This is a genomic window from Kitasatospora sp. NPDC088861, from assembly GCF_044750105.1.
In the GTDB taxonomy this organism is placed as follows: Bacteria; Actinomycetota; Actinomycetes; order Streptomycetales; family Streptomycetaceae; genus Kitasatospora.
The window spans coordinates 135,255-148,515 of record NZ_JBIVJF010000002.1 but is presented as its reverse complement, the minus strand read 5'-3'; the positions used below and the strand labels follow the sequence as shown (position 1 = coordinate 148,515).

General features: G+C 73.9%; 11 protein-coding genes. 4 read left to right on the top strand and 7 right to left on the bottom strand.

Annotated elements, in window-relative coordinates:
• Nucleotides 1-69: 69 nt before the first annotated feature.
• Together ACIP37_RS04510 and ACIP37_RS04505 are read left to right on the top strand one after the other, a co-directional pair.
• Nucleotides 70-1,290 carry an MFS transporter gene (locus ACIP37_RS04510; protein ID WP_363632354.1) on the top strand — a complete coding sequence of 407 codons (1,221 nt, stop codon included), beginning with the start codon at nt 70-72 and terminating at the stop codon, nt 1,288-1,290.
• Between the two features lie 258 nt (nt 1,291-1,548).
• Nucleotides 1,549-3,426, top strand: a complete 1,878-nt coding sequence (locus ACIP37_RS04505) for an acetolactate synthase large subunit (protein WP_400803348.1) — start codon at nt 1,549-1,551, stop codon at nt 3,424-3,426.
• A gap of 115 nt (nt 3,427-3,541) precedes the next feature.
• Here ACIP37_RS04505 and ACIP37_RS04500 read toward each other — a convergent pair whose 3' ends face one another.
• On the bottom strand, nt 3,542-4,387 hold the full coding sequence (locus ACIP37_RS04500; RefSeq protein ID WP_363579927.1) for a helix-turn-helix transcriptional regulator: 846 nt from the start codon (nt 4,385-4,387) through the stop codon (nt 3,542-3,544).
• A gap of 186 nt (nt 4,388-4,573) precedes the next feature.
• On the bottom strand, nt 4,574-5,392 hold the full coding sequence (locus ACIP37_RS04495) for a glucose 1-dehydrogenase (RefSeq protein WP_363579926.1): 819 nt from the start codon (nt 5,390-5,392) through the stop codon (nt 4,574-4,576).
• 99 nt (nt 5,393-5,491) lie between these two features.
• Between ACIP37_RS04495 and ACIP37_RS04490 the strand changes: the two genes are divergently transcribed.
• The gene (locus tag ACIP37_RS04490) at nt 5,492-6,205 is read left to right on the top strand and encodes an NAD(P)-binding domain-containing protein (RefSeq protein ID WP_363579925.1); all 714 of its coding nucleotides are present in this window, start codon (nt 5,492-5,494) and stop codon (nt 6,203-6,205) included.
• Nucleotides 6,206-6,248: 43 nt separating this feature from the next.
• On the opposite strand, the gene galK is transcribed toward ACIP37_RS04490, so the two are convergent.
• Both galK and galT read right to left on the bottom strand, forming a co-directional pair.
• Complete coding sequence (gene galK, locus ACIP37_RS04485; RefSeq protein WP_400803355.1) at nt 6,249-7,391, bottom strand: galactokinase; 1,143 nt, start codon at nt 7,389-7,391, stop codon at nt 6,249-6,251.
• 56 nt (nt 7,392-7,447) lie between these two features.
• Nucleotides 7,448-8,548 (bottom strand): galactose-1-phosphate uridylyltransferase, encoded by a 1,101-nt coding sequence (galT, locus tag ACIP37_RS04480; RefSeq protein WP_400803358.1) that lies wholly within the window; start codon nt 8,546-8,548, stop codon nt 7,448-7,450.
• A 191-nt stretch (nt 8,549-8,739) separates the two neighbouring features.
• Between galT and ACIP37_RS04475 the strand changes: the two genes are divergently transcribed.
• On the top strand, nt 8,740-9,564 hold the full coding sequence (locus tag ACIP37_RS04475) for a DeoR/GlpR family DNA-binding transcription regulator (RefSeq protein ID WP_371516085.1): 825 nt from the start codon (nt 8,740-8,742) through the stop codon (nt 9,562-9,564).
• 8 nt (nt 9,565-9,572) lie between these two features.
• Here ACIP37_RS04475 and ACIP37_RS04470 read toward each other — a convergent pair whose 3' ends face one another.
• Genes ACIP37_RS04470 through ACIP37_RS04460 form a run of 3 tightly spaced genes read right to left on the bottom strand, consistent with a single transcriptional unit; the run spans nt 9,573 to nt 13,228 of the window.
• Nucleotides 9,573-10,625 carry a LacI family DNA-binding transcriptional regulator gene (locus ACIP37_RS04470; protein ID WP_363632722.1) on the bottom strand — a complete coding sequence of 351 codons (1,053 nt, stop codon included), beginning with the start codon at nt 10,623-10,625 and terminating at the stop codon, nt 9,573-9,575.
• 57 nt (nt 10,626-10,682) lie between these two features.
• Complete coding sequence (locus tag ACIP37_RS04465; RefSeq protein WP_363632721.1) at nt 10,683-12,395, bottom strand: glycoside hydrolase family 36 protein; 1,713 nt, start codon at nt 12,393-12,395, stop codon at nt 10,683-10,685.
• A gap of 2 nt (nt 12,396-12,397) precedes the next feature.
• Nucleotides 12,398-13,228 (bottom strand): carbohydrate ABC transporter permease, encoded by an 831-nt coding sequence (locus tag ACIP37_RS04460; RefSeq protein ID WP_363579919.1) that lies wholly within the window; start codon nt 13,226-13,228, stop codon nt 12,398-12,400.
• Between the last annotated feature and the right edge of the window lie 33 nt (nt 13,229-13,261).

Here is a 13,261-nt window from a genome sequence, read left to right as displayed (position 1 = left end):
CCGACGGTCCGACCGCCTCACCGCGCGGCGACACCACAGCACGCGCACCGACCCGCAAGGAGAATCTGGATGTCCAGTGTCTCGATTCCGGCCGACCGGAAAGCTCCGGCCGAACCCGGCTCACCACCCCAGGGCGGCCTGTCCTCCACCCTCGTCCTCGCCTTAGGGACGTTCGCCGTCGGCACGGACGCCTTCGTCGTGGCCGGCTTCCTCCCCTCCATGGCCCAGGACCTGCACGTCTCCCCGGCCACGGCCGGCCAGTCGATCACCGTCTTCGCCGCTGCCTACGCCGTCCTCTCCCCCGTCCTGGCCACCCTCCTCGCCCGGCTTCCCCGCCGAACCCTGCTGATCACCGCACTGTTCACGCTCGGCATCGCCAACCTAGGCTCGGCACTGGCCCCCAACATGGCCGTGCTGATCATCAGCCGCATCATCGCCGCCGCCGGCGCCGCCGCCTACACCCCCAACGCCGGAGCCGTCAGCGCCTCCCTCGTCCGCCCCGAACTGCGGGCCCGAGCCCTCGCCGTGGTCATCGGCGGCCTCACCATCGCCACCGCACTCGGCGTGCCGCTCGGCAACGCCGCCAGCCACTGGCTGGGTTGGCGCACCGCCCTCGGCCTCGTCGCCGGACTCTGCCTGCTCGTCGCCGTGATACTGCGCCTGATCATGCCGTGGCTCCCCGGCAACGTCCGGGTGCCGCTACGCACCCGCCTCGCCGTCCTGCGCCGGCCGGCCGTCCTCGCCGTCCTGCCGCTCACCGTCCTCGGCATGGGCGCCAGCTACACCGCGTACGCCTACAGCGTGCCCATGCTGGAAGCCGTCAAGGTGCCCGAGCGCTCCATCCTGTGGATGCTCTTCCTGTACGGCCTCGGCGCCGTCATCGGCAACCTCGCCGCGGGCTACACCACCGACCGCTGGGGCTCCACCAAGGTCCTGATCGTCGGCTACACCGCCATGGTCGTCGCCCTCGGGTCCCTCGCCTGGCTCGCCGCCTCCGACTCCGACCTCAAGCCCGTCGTCGGCCTGCTGGTCCTCCTCTGGGGCGCCAGCAGTTGGTGCCAGACACCCCCGCAGCAACACCGCCTGATCGAGGTCGCCCCCCAGGAGGCCCCGCTGGTGGTCTCCCTCAACTCCTCCTCCATCTACCTCGGAATCGGCCTCGGCACCATCATCGGCGGCGCCACCCTCGGCGCCGGCGCCGCGACCGTGTACGGCCTCGGCGCGGCCATCGCCGCCATCGCCCTGGTCTTCCTGCTCTTCACCCACCACTCGCCCACGAACAAGGGCTGAGACGCGAGACACTCCTTGCGGGCCGGGCAACTCCCTTCCGGCCACCGCTTCCTGACGGCACGGCGTCGCACCGAGCGCTGAAACACCCCTCAGCACGCGACGACCGACGACCGGCGCGGAGACAGACCCTGCTGCCCCGGTTTCCCCGACACGTCCCTGGCCGCCCAACGGCGCCGCGCACCGCAGCGGCCCCGGCCACGGACACCACCCGGCACTCCCCGCCGGACCACCACGTCGACGAAACCGAGAGATTGCCAGATGACCCAGTTGAGCGAGTCCCCCGTGACCACCCACAGCACCGAGACCACCGGATCGACCCCAGCGCCGTTCACCCCCGACGCACGGACCGGGCCCGTGGAGTCCGCGATGACCGGCGCCCAGGCATTGATCCGTTCACTCGAAGAGGTCGGAGTGGACACCGTCTTCGGCATCCCGGGCGGGGCCATCCTTCCCGCGTACGACCCGCTGATGGACTCGGCCAAGGTGCGCCACATCCTGGTCCGGCACGAGCAGGGCGCCGGCCACGCCGCCACCGGCTACGCCCAGGCCACCGGCCGGGTCGGGGTCTGCATGGCCACCTCCGGCCCGGGCGCGACCAACCTGGTGACCCCGATCGCCGACGCCTACATGGACTCCGTGCCAATCGTCGCGATCACCGGCCAGGTCCCCTCGACCCTGATCGGAAGGGACGCCTTCCAGGAGGCGGACATCTGCGGCATCACCATGCCGATCACCAAGCACAACTACCTGGTCACCAACCCCGACGAGATCCCCCGGGTGATCGCCGAGGCGTTCCACATCGCCGCCACCGGACGCCCCGGCCCCGTCCTCGTCGACATCACCAAGGACGCACTCCAGGGCCTGACAAGGCATCGGCAGGACGAGCCCTCGCTGCCCGGCTACCGGCCGATCACCAAGCCGCACGCCAAGCAGATCCGCGAGGCCGCGAAGATGCTGGTGGGCGCCAAACGCCCGGTGCTGTACGTCGGCGGCGGCGTGATCAAGGCACAGGCCACCGCCGAGCTGCGGATCCTCGCCGAGCTGACCGGCGCCCCCGTGGTCACCACCCTGATGGCGCTCGGCGCCTTCCCCGACAGCCACCCGCAGCACCTGGGCATGCCCGGCATGCACGGCTCCGTCCCGGCCGTCACCGCACTCCAGAAGACCGACCTGCTCTTCACCCTCGGCGCCCGCTTCGACGACCGCGTCACCGGCAAGCTGGACAGCTTCGCCCCGCACGCCAAGGTCGTCCACGCGGACATCGACCCGGCCGAGATCGGCAAGAACCGCCCCGCCGACGTGCCGATCGTCGGCGACGCCCGCGAGGTGCTGGCCGATCTGATCGTGGCCGTCCAGGCCGAGTTCGACGCCGGGCACAAGGGCGACTACTCGCAGTGGTGGGAGAAGCTCGACGAGTGGAAGAAGACCTACCCGCTGGGCTACGAACCGGCCCCGGCCGGCCGGCTCTCCCCGCAGCAGGTCATCGAACGGATCGGCCGACTGGTCGGCCCGGAGGCGATCTACGCCGCCGGCGTCGGCCAGCACCAGATGTGGAGCTCGCAGTTCATCCGGTTCGAGAAGCCGGGCACCTGGCTCAACTCGGGCGGCGCGGGCACCATGGGCTACGCCGTCCCGGCCGCGATGGGCGCCAAGGCCGGCCGACCGGACACCCCGGTCTGGGCGATCGACGGCGACGGCTGCTTCCAGATGACCAACCAGGAACTGGCCACCTGCGCCCTGAACGACATCCCGATCAAGGTCGCGGTCATCAACAACGGCTCGCTCGGCATGGTCCGCCAGTGGCAGACGCTGTTCTACAACCAGCGCTACTCCAACACCGTGCTGCACGCCGGCCCCGACCACGACGGCATCGCGCCCCCGGCCCAGGGCACCCGGATCCCCGACTTCGTGCTCCTGTCCGAGGCGATGGGCTGCGTCGGCCTGCGCTGCGAGCGCCCCGAGGACCTGGACGCCGTCATCAAGCAGGCCATGGAGATCAACGACCGCCCGGTCGTCATCGACTTCATCGTCCACCAGGACGCCATGGTCTGGCCGATGGTCGCGGCCGGTACCAGCAACGACGAGATCCAGTTCGCCAAGGGCATCCGCCCCGACTTCGGCGACGACCTCGACTAACGCCCGCCCCCTGAACCCCGGTCGTAGGCCCTCGACCCCCGCGAGGGCCTACGACCGGCCTTTTTGTGCCCAGGATCTCGTGCCGTCCGGGCAGACGGCCGTTGGAGCGGGCCGCTCAGCGGCTCGCCGACGCCGACCAGGAGAGCAGGAGGCGCAGGGCGTCGTCCGACGGGGTGTGCGGGTCGGCGGTGTAGGTGACGAGGGCCTGGTCGGGGTCGTCGGCGGGGCGGAGCGTGTCGTAGGCGAGATCGAGGGGGCCGGCGATGGGGTGGTGGAAGAGCTTGCGGCCGGAGGTCTTGTCGGCGACCGGGTGTTCGGCCCAGAGGTGACGGAACTCCTCGCTGTGGACGCAGAGTTGGCCGACGAGTTCGGCGAGGAGGGGGTCGTGGGGGCGGCGGCCCGCCTCCAGGTGGAGGAAGGCGACGTTCTCGCGGGCGCAGGCCGTCCAGTCGCCGTAGAGCTCGCGCGAGGCCGGGTCGAGGAAGGTGCCGCGGGCGATGTTGCGGTCCTCGACCGGCAGGGCGCCGTAGTCGCCGAACAGCGCGACGGCCGCACGGTTCCAGGCCAGGACGTCCATCCGGTGGCCCATCACCAGCGCCGGGACGTGGTCGAGCTGGTCGAGCAGGCGCAGCAGGGAGGGGCGGGGCTGCTGCGGGGCGGTGCGGCGGCGGGGCGCGCGGCGGGTGGGGCGGGCGAGGCGGTGGAGGTGGCCGGACTCGTCGGGGGCGAGTTGCAGGGCGCGGGCGACGGCGTCGAGGACGGCTTCGGAGGGGTTGCCGACGCGGCCCTGTTCGAGGCGGGTGTAGTAGTCGACGCTGACCCCAGCGAGGTGGGCGAGCTCCTCGCGACGCAGCCCCGCGACCCGGCGGCGTCCGCCGTAGTCGGGCAGGTCGACGTCCTCGGGCCGCAGCTGGGCGCGGCGGGTGCGGAGGAACTCGCTCAGGGCACTGGTCAGGTTCATGGGGATGATTCTCACCCGGAGGCGGCCGGCCGTGCCTGGCCCTGCCAGGACCAGGCACGGCCGGCACCGGGGCGCGGCCGGGGGCAGGCGATAGCGGGGCGCGGCCGGGGGCAGGCGATAGCGGGGCGCGGCCGGGGGCAGGCGGTAGCGGGGCGCGGCCGGGGGCAGCCGGGGATCAACCGGACGTCAGCCCGCGACGGCCTGGACGGCGGGCACCAGGCCGCCGTCGATGACGATGTCCTGGGACGTGATGTAGGAGGACCGGTCGGAGAGCAGGAAGGCGACGGTTTCGGCGACGTCCTCGGCCCGGCCCAGGCGGCCGAGCGGGATGCGCGCGCGGATCGGCTCGTGAGCGGCCGGGTCGGGGATCACCGCGTGGAACATCTCGGTGGCGATGTAGCCGGGGCTGACGGAGTTGACCCGGATGCCGCGCGCGGCGAGGCCGCTGCCGAGGGTGCGGGCGAGGCTGAGGACGGCCGCCTTGGTCGCGGCGTAGACGGGGGCGTCGGGCAGGCCGCGGTGCGGGGTCCAGGAGGCGTTGAGCACGATGGAGCCGCCGCCGGCCGCCTCCAGCAGGGGCAGGGCGTGCTGGACGGTGAAGAACACGCCCTTGAAGTTGACGTCGACGGTGTGGTCGAAGTCGTCCTCGGTGACGTCGGCGGCGGGCTGGAAGACGCCGACGCCCGCGTTGGCGAAGACGCCGTCGAGCGCGCCGTGGCGCTCCCGGACGGTGGCGGCGAGCCGGGCGAGGTCGGCCCGGGCGGCGACGTCGGCGCGGACGGCGAGCAGCCGGTCACCGCCGTCGAGCCGTTCGGCGGCGCGGGCGAGCCGGGCGTCGTCACGGCCGGTGATGACCACCCGGGCGCCGGCGGCGAGGAGGCGGCGGGCGGTGGCGAGGCCCATGCCGCTGGTGCCGCCGGTGATCAGGACGGTGCGGTCGGCGAATTCCCGGGGGTCGGCGGGATCCCGGGTCATGGCGTTGTCGGACGGGGCGTTGTCGGTCATGGCACCCACTCTCCCGACGGCCGTGGAGCCGGGACCAGGCCCGGCCCGACCCTGGGTCCGGAAGAACCACCCTGCACCGGGAATCGACGGCGCCACCGGGTGGTTGGGGCAGGACGACAGGCGTGTGACACTCGCGAACAGGGGTCTGACATGAAGATCGGCATCATCGGTGCGGGCAACATCGGCGGCAACCTGACCCGACGGCTGACGGCGCTCGGGCACGACGTCTCGGTGGCCAACTCGCGCGGTCCACAGTCGCTGGCCGCCCTGGCCGAGGAGACGGGCGCGACGGCCGTGCCGGCCACCGAGGCGGCGCGCGGAGCGCAGGTCGTGGTGGTGACGGTGCCGCTGAAGAACGTGCCGGACCTGCCGGCCGGGCTGCTGGACGGCGCGGCCGAGGGCGCGGCGGTGATCGACACCGGCAACTACTACCCGCAGCAGCGCGACGGCCGGATCGACGAGATCGAGGACGACGGGCTGACCGAGAGCCGGTGGACGGAGCGGCACCTCGGCCACCCCGTGGTGAAGGCGTTCAACGGCACCTACGCGCAGGACCTGCTGGAGCGGCCGCGGCCGGAGGGCGACCCGGAGCGGATCGCCCTGCCGGTGGCGGCGGACGACGAGGCGGCCAAGCGCGTGGTGCGGGCGCTGATCGACGAGTTGGGCTTCGACACGGTGGACGCGGGCGGGATCGACGAGTCCTGGCGCCAGCAGCCGGGCACGCCGGTGTACGGGCTGCGCGCCGGGGTGGAGGCGGTCACCCGGGCGCTCGCGGAGGCGTCTCCGGAGCGCCCGGCGGACCACAAGGCGTGACCCCGGGAAGGCGTGCTCCCCGCGCCGACCCCGACGGGCCCGGTCAGCCCGTGCGGCGGGCCCCCTCGGCCGGGACGGCCGTGAGGGTGCGCGGGGCGGCGTAGCCGGCCGCGCGGAACGCGGTGGTGACGGCGGCGGCGACGGTGTCGGCGGCCGGTGCGTCGACGAGGGCGATCACCGAGCCGCCGAAGCCGCCGCCGGTCATCCGCGCGCCGTGGGCGCCGGCGGCGAGGGCGGCCTCGACGGCGAGGTCGGTCTCGGGGCAGGAGACCCGGTAGTCGTCGCGCAGCGAGGCGTGGCCGGCGGTGAGGATCGGGCCGAGCGCGGCGGGCCGACCGGCGTCCAGATGGGCGACGGCGGCCGTGACGCGCTCGTTCTCGGTGACCACGTGGCGCACCAACGGCCTCAGCTCCTCCGGAAGTCGGGGCAGGGCGGCCGGCAGGGCGGCGGGCGTCAGCTCGCGCAGCGTGGGCAGTCCGAGCAGCGCGGCCGCCCGCTCGCAGCCGGCCCGCAGGGCGGCGTAGGCACCGTCGCCGAGGTCGTGCTTGACCCGGGTGTCGAGGACCAGCAGGGCGAGGCCGGAACCGGCGAGGTCCAGCGGCACCTGCCGCATCGCCAGGTCCCGGCTGTCGAGGTGCAGGGCGGCGCCCGGGCGGCAGCACATCGAGGCCATCTGGTCCATGATCCCGCAGGGGACGCCGACGAAGTCGTTCTCGGCCCGCTGGGCGATCAGGGCGAGGTCGGGTGCGGACAGGCCCAGCCCGTACAGGTCGTTGTACGCGATCGCGACGACGCATTCCAGGGCGGCCGAGGAGGACAGCCCGGCACCACCGGGCACGTCGCTCTCCAGTCGGAACTCGGCACCGCCGACGGGGTGCCCGGCCTCGCGCAGCGCCCACACCACGGCGGCGGGGAAGGCCGCCCAGCCGGGCACCGAGCCCGGGGCCAGGTCCGCGACGGCCAGGTCGGCGACCACCCCGTCGCCCTGGGCGGACCAGAGCCGCAGCCGGCCGTCGTCGCGGCGCCGGGCCTGGGCGCGGACGGCCTGCGGGAGGGCGATCGGCAGCACGAACCCGAGGTTGTAGTCGGTGTGCTCGCCGATCAGGTTGACCCGGCCGGGGGCGGCCCACTCCCCCTCGGGGGCGTGGCCGTGGAGCTCTTCGAAGGAGGCCACGGGGGTGTTCACAGGAGTCTCCACGGGCGTGGTCACGGGCGTCGTCACGGGCGTACTTACGGGCGTGGTCACAGGGCTACCTCCCGCAGCCGGCGGGCCGCGTCCTCGGGGGTGACGTCGTTGACGAAGGCGTCCATGCCGGATTCCACCCCGGCCAGGAACTTGAGCTTGTCGGCCGCGCGCCGGATGGTGAACAGCTCCAGGTGGAGGGCGAGTTCGTGCTCCTGGCCGGCGGGCGCCTGGTGCCAGGCGGAGATGTACGGGGTGCGACCGGCGCCGAAGAGGCGGTCGAAGCGGCGCAGCAACTCCAGGTAGAGGCGCGGGAATTCGGCGCGCTGCGGCTCGTCGAGGCCGGTCAGGTCGGCGACCCGGCGGTGCGGGTAGAGGTGCACCTCGTACGGCCAGCGGGCGGCGAAGGGGACGAAGGCCGTCCAGTGCTCTCCGGCGAGCACCACCCGGGCGCCGTCGGCGCGTTCGGCGGCGAGCAGGTCGTCGAAGAGGCTGCGGCCGGTGGCGGCGCGGTGTTCGGCCGCGCGCGCGGCCATCCGGGCGGTGCGCGGGGTGGTGAAGGGGAAGGCGTAGATCTGGCCGTGCGGGTGGGCGAGGGTGACGCCGATCTCGGCACCCCGGTTCTCGAAGCAGTAGACCTGCCGGACGCCGGGGAGGGCGGCGAGTTCGGCGGTGCGGTCGGTCCAGGCGTCGAGGACGAGGCGGGCCCGCCGCTCGTCGAGGTCGGCGAAGGAGGCGTCGTGGTCTGCGGTGAAGCAGACCACCTCGCAGCGCCCGGCGCCGGGGCCGCTGACCCGCGGTCCGCCGACGCCTTCCAGCGCCGCCGGGGGGCCGGCCAGCGAGGGGAAGCGGTTCTCGAAGACGGCCACCTGGTAGTTGTCGGCGGGGATCTCGCTGTGCCGGCCGTCCCGGGAGGGGCAGAGCGGGCACTCCTCGGCGGGGGGCTGGTAGGTGCGGGCCTGGCGGTGCGCGGCGACGGTGACCCAGGCTCCGGTGGCCGGGTCGAGCCGGACCTCGGAGCCGTGGGCGGGCGGGTCGAGCGGGCGCCGGTCGACGGCGTCCCGGGGGACGGCCTCGCCGCTGTCGTAGTAGATCAGCTGTCGCCCGTCCGCGAGTGTGGTCGCGGTCTTGGCGGTGGGCTGGGTCAGGGTCCCGGCCATGGCCTTCTTCCCTCTATCCGACACGAAACAACAATATCCAACATTATCCATCAAGCCCGGCTGTCCGGAAGAGGCCCGCGCCTGCCATGATGGCGGTGACCGTGGCCCGCCGGGCGGCCAGTCGAACGGACGGCTGGACGGACGGCCGGCCGAACGGTCACGCCGACCACACCGACCCGAGGAGCCCCCCGATGGCTGACAGCGCCCAACCGCTCGCCGGACAGCGCCGCGTGCTGATCCTGGAGCGGGTCCGCGCGCGCGGCGGCGTCCGGGTGACCGAACTGGTCCGGGACCTCGGGGTGTCCGACATGACCATCCGCCGCGACCTGGACGCGCTGGCCCGCCGCGGCCTGGTGCACAAGGTGCACGGCGGGGCGGTGCGGACGGAGGCGGCGGCCAGCGGCGAGCCCGGGTTCGAGACCAAGGCCAACTGGCAGCTCCCCGCCAAGGAGGCCATCGCCCGGGCCGCCGCCGCCCTGGTGCCGCCCGGCTCGGCGGTCGGGCTGGCCGCCGGGACGACCACCTTCGCGGTCGCCCGGCAGCTGCGCGCCGTCGAGGGCCTCACCGTCGTCACCAACTCGCTGCGGATCGCGGAGCTGCTGGAGGAACCCGACGAGGACGGCACCCCCGCCACCGCGACGGTGATCCGCACCGGCGGCGTCCGCACGCCCTCCGACGCGCTGGTCGGGCCGGTCGCCGACCAGGCGATCCGCTCGCTGCACGTCAACGTGCTGGTCATGGGCTGCCACGGCCTCTCGGCCGAGACCGGGCTGACCACCCCGAACCTGGCCGAGGCGGAGACCAACCGGACCTTCCTCCAGTCCGCCCGCCGGGTCGTCGTGGTGGCCGACCACACCAAGTGGAACGCGGTCGGCCTGGCCTCCTTCGCCGCACTGGAGCAACTGGACGTGCTGGTGACCGACGACGCACTGGCGGCCGAACACCGGGCGGCGGCAGCCCAGTTGGTGGGCGAGCTGATCGTCGCTCCGACCGGGGAGCAGGACCCCCAGGCCTGACGGGCCCCCTAAGGACCCGTCCGGGAACTCGCCCGCACCACCAGCTCGGCGGCCAGCTCAAGACCGCCCGCCGGCGGCGCCTCCCCGCGCACCTGGCCGAGCAGCCGCTCCACCAGGGCGGCGGCGATCGCCCGCAGCGGGAGCCGCACCGAGGTCAGCGCGGGGTGCAGGTGGCGGCAGAGCGGCGTGTCGTGGAAACCGGTGACCGCCACCCCCGCCGGCCCGACCGCCGATCCCTCCGCCCGGACCGCCTCGTAGACGTCCAGCGCCAGCAGGTCGCTGCCCGCCGCGAAGGCCGTCGGCCGCTCGGGCCCGCGCAGCAGCTCCCGCACGGCCGCGACGTCCGGCCGCGCCGCCGTCACCGCGGACAGGCCCAGCCGGGCCGCCTCGGCGAGGAAGCCCGCCCGCCGGGCGGCCATCCACGGCAGGTCCTCGGCGCGGCCGACGTACCCGATCCGGCGGTGGCCGAGCCCCGCCAGATGCCGCACCACCACGGCCATCGCCGTGTCGTTGGCGATGTCGACCCAGTGCTGGGGCTGCCCCGGGCCCGTCCGTCCGAAGGCGACGAACGGGAGGCCGGCCCGGACGACGTGCCCGATCCGGGGGTCATCGCCCAGCACGTCCGCCAGCACCAGCCCGTCGACCTGACGGGCCGCCACCAGTTCGTCGATGGCCGCCAGCGGGCCGGCCGCCCGCTGGACCCCGCTCTCGGCCGCACCCTGCCCCGGACGGAACAGCAGCACCCGCTGCCCCTGCGCCCCCGCCGCGTCGACCAGCGCCTCCAGGAAGCCGGCCATCAGCGGGTTGGGGTCGAACGGGTCGTCCACCGGGGCGAGGTAGCCGAGGGTGCGCCGGGCGCCGCTGCGCAGCGAACGCGCCGACTGGTCGGGCTGGTAGCCGAGTTCGCGGATCGCCGCGGTCACCCGGGCCAGCGTGTCCGGGCGGACCCGCTGGGGGGCGTTGAGCGCGTTGGAGACGGTCTGCCGGGACACCCCGGCCGCGCGGGCCACCTCCTCGATGGTGGTGGCGCCGCGGCGCGGTCGGGGTGTTCCCTCGGGCATCGGAGGCTCCAGGACGGCTGCTCGGGTCTGACGGGTGCTCGGTTCCACTGCTCGGTTCTACGGACGGCGCAGGGTCAGCAGCCCACCGCGCGGCACGGTGATGCCGCCCGCCCGGTCGAGCTCGACCTCGCCCTGCCGGACGATACGCCCTCGGGCGTCCTGCACGGTGGCCTCGGCCGTCCCGCCGCCGCCGGTGAGCCGGACGTCCGGGTCGGCGTCGGCGTTGGCGACCAGCAGGGTGCGCCAGTCCGCGCCGGAGACGTCCACCGGCAGCGCGGCGTAGCGGGCCACCGCGACGGTGCCGCCGCCGACGGCGGTGACCATCGGGTAGCCGAGGTCCGGCCGGGCCGGGCGCAGCTCGCCGAGCTGCAGGGTGGCGACGTGCTCGCGGAAGACGCCGAGCCAGAAGGCGATCGCCTCGCGCTGCCCGGGGCTCTGCGCCGCGAGGTCGACGGAGACCTGCGGCACCGAGAACAGCACGTTGATCAGGTGGCAGGCGATCTGCTCGGGCGGCTCGGCCGGGTGCCACATCAGCATGTCGGCGTGGACCGGGACGGGCCCGGCGGCGAGCCGCACGTCGATGGTGCGCTGCCGGTTCTCCTGCGGGCTGAGCGGGCAGTCGGTGGCGCGGACCATGGTGACGTACGGCCACAGGCCGGGGCTGACGTACGGCTGGCGGTGCTCGATCATCGCCCCCGGCTTGACCGCGGTGATCCGGCGGCGGATGGCGGCGAGCAGCCGCTCGACGCCCTCGTCCACGGTGGCGCAGTCGGCCTCGGGCCCGGCCTCCGGCGCGTCGGCGCGGGCGAACCAGTCGACGAAGTCGACCTTCAGTCCGTCCATGCCCCACTCCTCGACGGCGCGGGCGAGCCGGCCGGTCAGGAACTCGCGGACCTCGGGGTAGCGCGGGTCGGCGACGACCGCGCCCATGTGGGCGGCGTCGGCGAGCGCGTAGCGGCCGATCGCCTCGAAGGCTGCGCTGTCCTTGCCGATGAACGGCAGCGCGTACCAGAGCAGGTACTGCACGCCGAGGTCGTGGACGCGCTGGACGTGGGCGGCGGTGTCGGGCAGCGAGACCGGCTCCCAGTCCCCGCAGTGCGCGTAGCCGCGGGTGCGGTCGGCGGTCATCCAGCCGTCGTCGACGATGATGACGTCCATGCCGAGCTCCTTGCCGAGCGCGGCCTGGGTCTCGACGCCCTTGGGCGTGACGTCCTGGTGCATCGAGTACCAGGTGGAGTACGCGGGGCGGCGCGCGGCCTCGGGGATGTCGGCCTCGCGGTCGGTCCACCACCAGGCGGCGAGGCCGGCCAGGCAGCGGGCGAAGTGCCGGCGGGATGTGTCGATGCGGACGGTCAGCCGGCCGGCGGCCTGCGCCCAGAACCGGAACTCCCCGGTCTCCTCCAGCACTCCGGCGCCGGCCAGAACGTCGGCGCGCTCGGCCGCGAAGGCGCAGATCGCGAGGTCGCCGGTGCCGATCAGGGCGGCGATCGGGGCGCCGTTGGCCAGGCTGGTGCGGCGCGGAGCGCTCCACGCGGCGGGCAGCCAGCCGGTGCCGCGCGGCTCGGGCGTCCAGAACGCGGTGGCGTCCACGCACGGCACCCGCCACTCGATCCGGACGTCGCCCGTCCCTTCGGCGGTCACCTCGACGATTCCGTCACCCGCCCCGCGGGCGCTCGCGTTCCCGCTGACCCGCAGGTCCAGGCCCTCTACGTAGAGCGAACGCAGGCCGCCGGCGACGGCGGGGGCGTGCGGTTCCCAGATCTCGGTCATGTTCAGCCCTTCGTGGCGCCGGCCAGCAGGCCGGAGATGAACTGCCGCTGGAGGACCAGGAAGAGGACCATCATCGGCAGGGTGGACAGCGCGGTGCCGGAGAGGATCGCGCCGTAGTCGGTGTTGCTCTTGTTGCCGTGCAGGGTCGCGAGGGCGACCGGCAGGGTGTGCATCCCGGGGCTGCGCAGAGCGATCAGCGGCCAGACGAACTGGTTCCAGGAGCCGAGGAAGAGGAAGATCGAGAGGGCTGCCAGCACGGGCCTCATGACCGGTACCACCACGCTGAACAGCACCCGGAACTCGCCCGCGCCGTCGACCCGGGCGGCGTCCAGGAGTTCGTCCGGCAGGCTGCTCAGCGACTGCCGCATCAGGAAGATGGCGAAGGGCACGCACAGGCCGGGCAGGATCAGCGCCTGGTAGGTGTCCAGCAGGCCGAAGTTCGTCATCATCTTGAACAGCGGTACCAGCATGACCTGTTCGGGCACCACGAGGGTGGAGAACAGCAGGGCGAACAGCAGGGTCCGGCCGCGGAAGCGGAACTTGGCGAAGGCGTAGCCCGCGAGCAGCGCCACCACGAGGGCGCCCAGCGTCTGGACCCCCGCCACCAGCAGGGAGTTCCCGACGACCCTGAGCAGGCCGATCTTCTGCTCCAGGTGGCTCAGGTTCTCGCCGAGGCTCCCGCCGGGCAGCAGCTTGGGCGGCCAGTCGAAGACCTCGGTGTCCTTGCGGGTGGCGGAGACCACCAGCCAGTAGAAGGGGGCGATCGACAGCCCGGTGATGCCGGCGAGGAGGAAGGTCAGCGGCCAGCCGCGCAGCTTCTTGAGGGGGTTCACGCGCTCGGAGGCCTCGCTCTGGGGGGTATCGCT

What these genes read in the sequence shown, in the direction of transcription:
- ACIP37_RS04505 (WP_400803348.1), top strand. Translation starts at nt 1,549, where the DNA reads ATGACCCAGTTGAGCGAGTCCCCCGTGACCACCCACAGCACCGAGACC.
- galT (WP_400803358.1), bottom strand. Translation starts at nt 8,548, where the DNA reads ATGGCCGGGACCCTGACCCAGCCCACCGCCAAGACCGCGACCACACTC.
- ACIP37_RS04470 (WP_363632722.1), bottom strand. Translation starts at nt 10,625, where the DNA reads ATGCCCGAGGGAACACCCCGACCGCGCCGCGGCGCCACCACCATCGAG.
- ACIP37_RS04510 (WP_363632354.1), top strand. Translation starts at nt 70, where the DNA reads ATGTCCAGTGTCTCGATTCCGGCCGACCGGAAAGCTCCGGCCGAACCC.
- ACIP37_RS04475 (WP_371516085.1), top strand. Translation starts at nt 8,740, where the DNA reads ATGGCTGACAGCGCCCAACCGCTCGCCGGACAGCGCCGCGTGCTGATC.
- ACIP37_RS04500 (WP_363579927.1), bottom strand. Translation starts at nt 4,387, where the DNA reads ATGAACCTGACCAGTGCCCTGAGCGAGTTCCTCCGCACCCGCCGCGCC.
- ACIP37_RS04465 (WP_363632721.1), bottom strand. Translation starts at nt 12,395, where the DNA reads ATGACCGAGATCTGGGAACCGCACGCCCCCGCCGTCGCCGGCGGCCTG.
- ACIP37_RS04495 (WP_363579926.1), bottom strand. Translation starts at nt 5,392, where the DNA reads ATGACCGACAACGCCCCGTCCGACAACGCCATGACCCGGGATCCCGCC.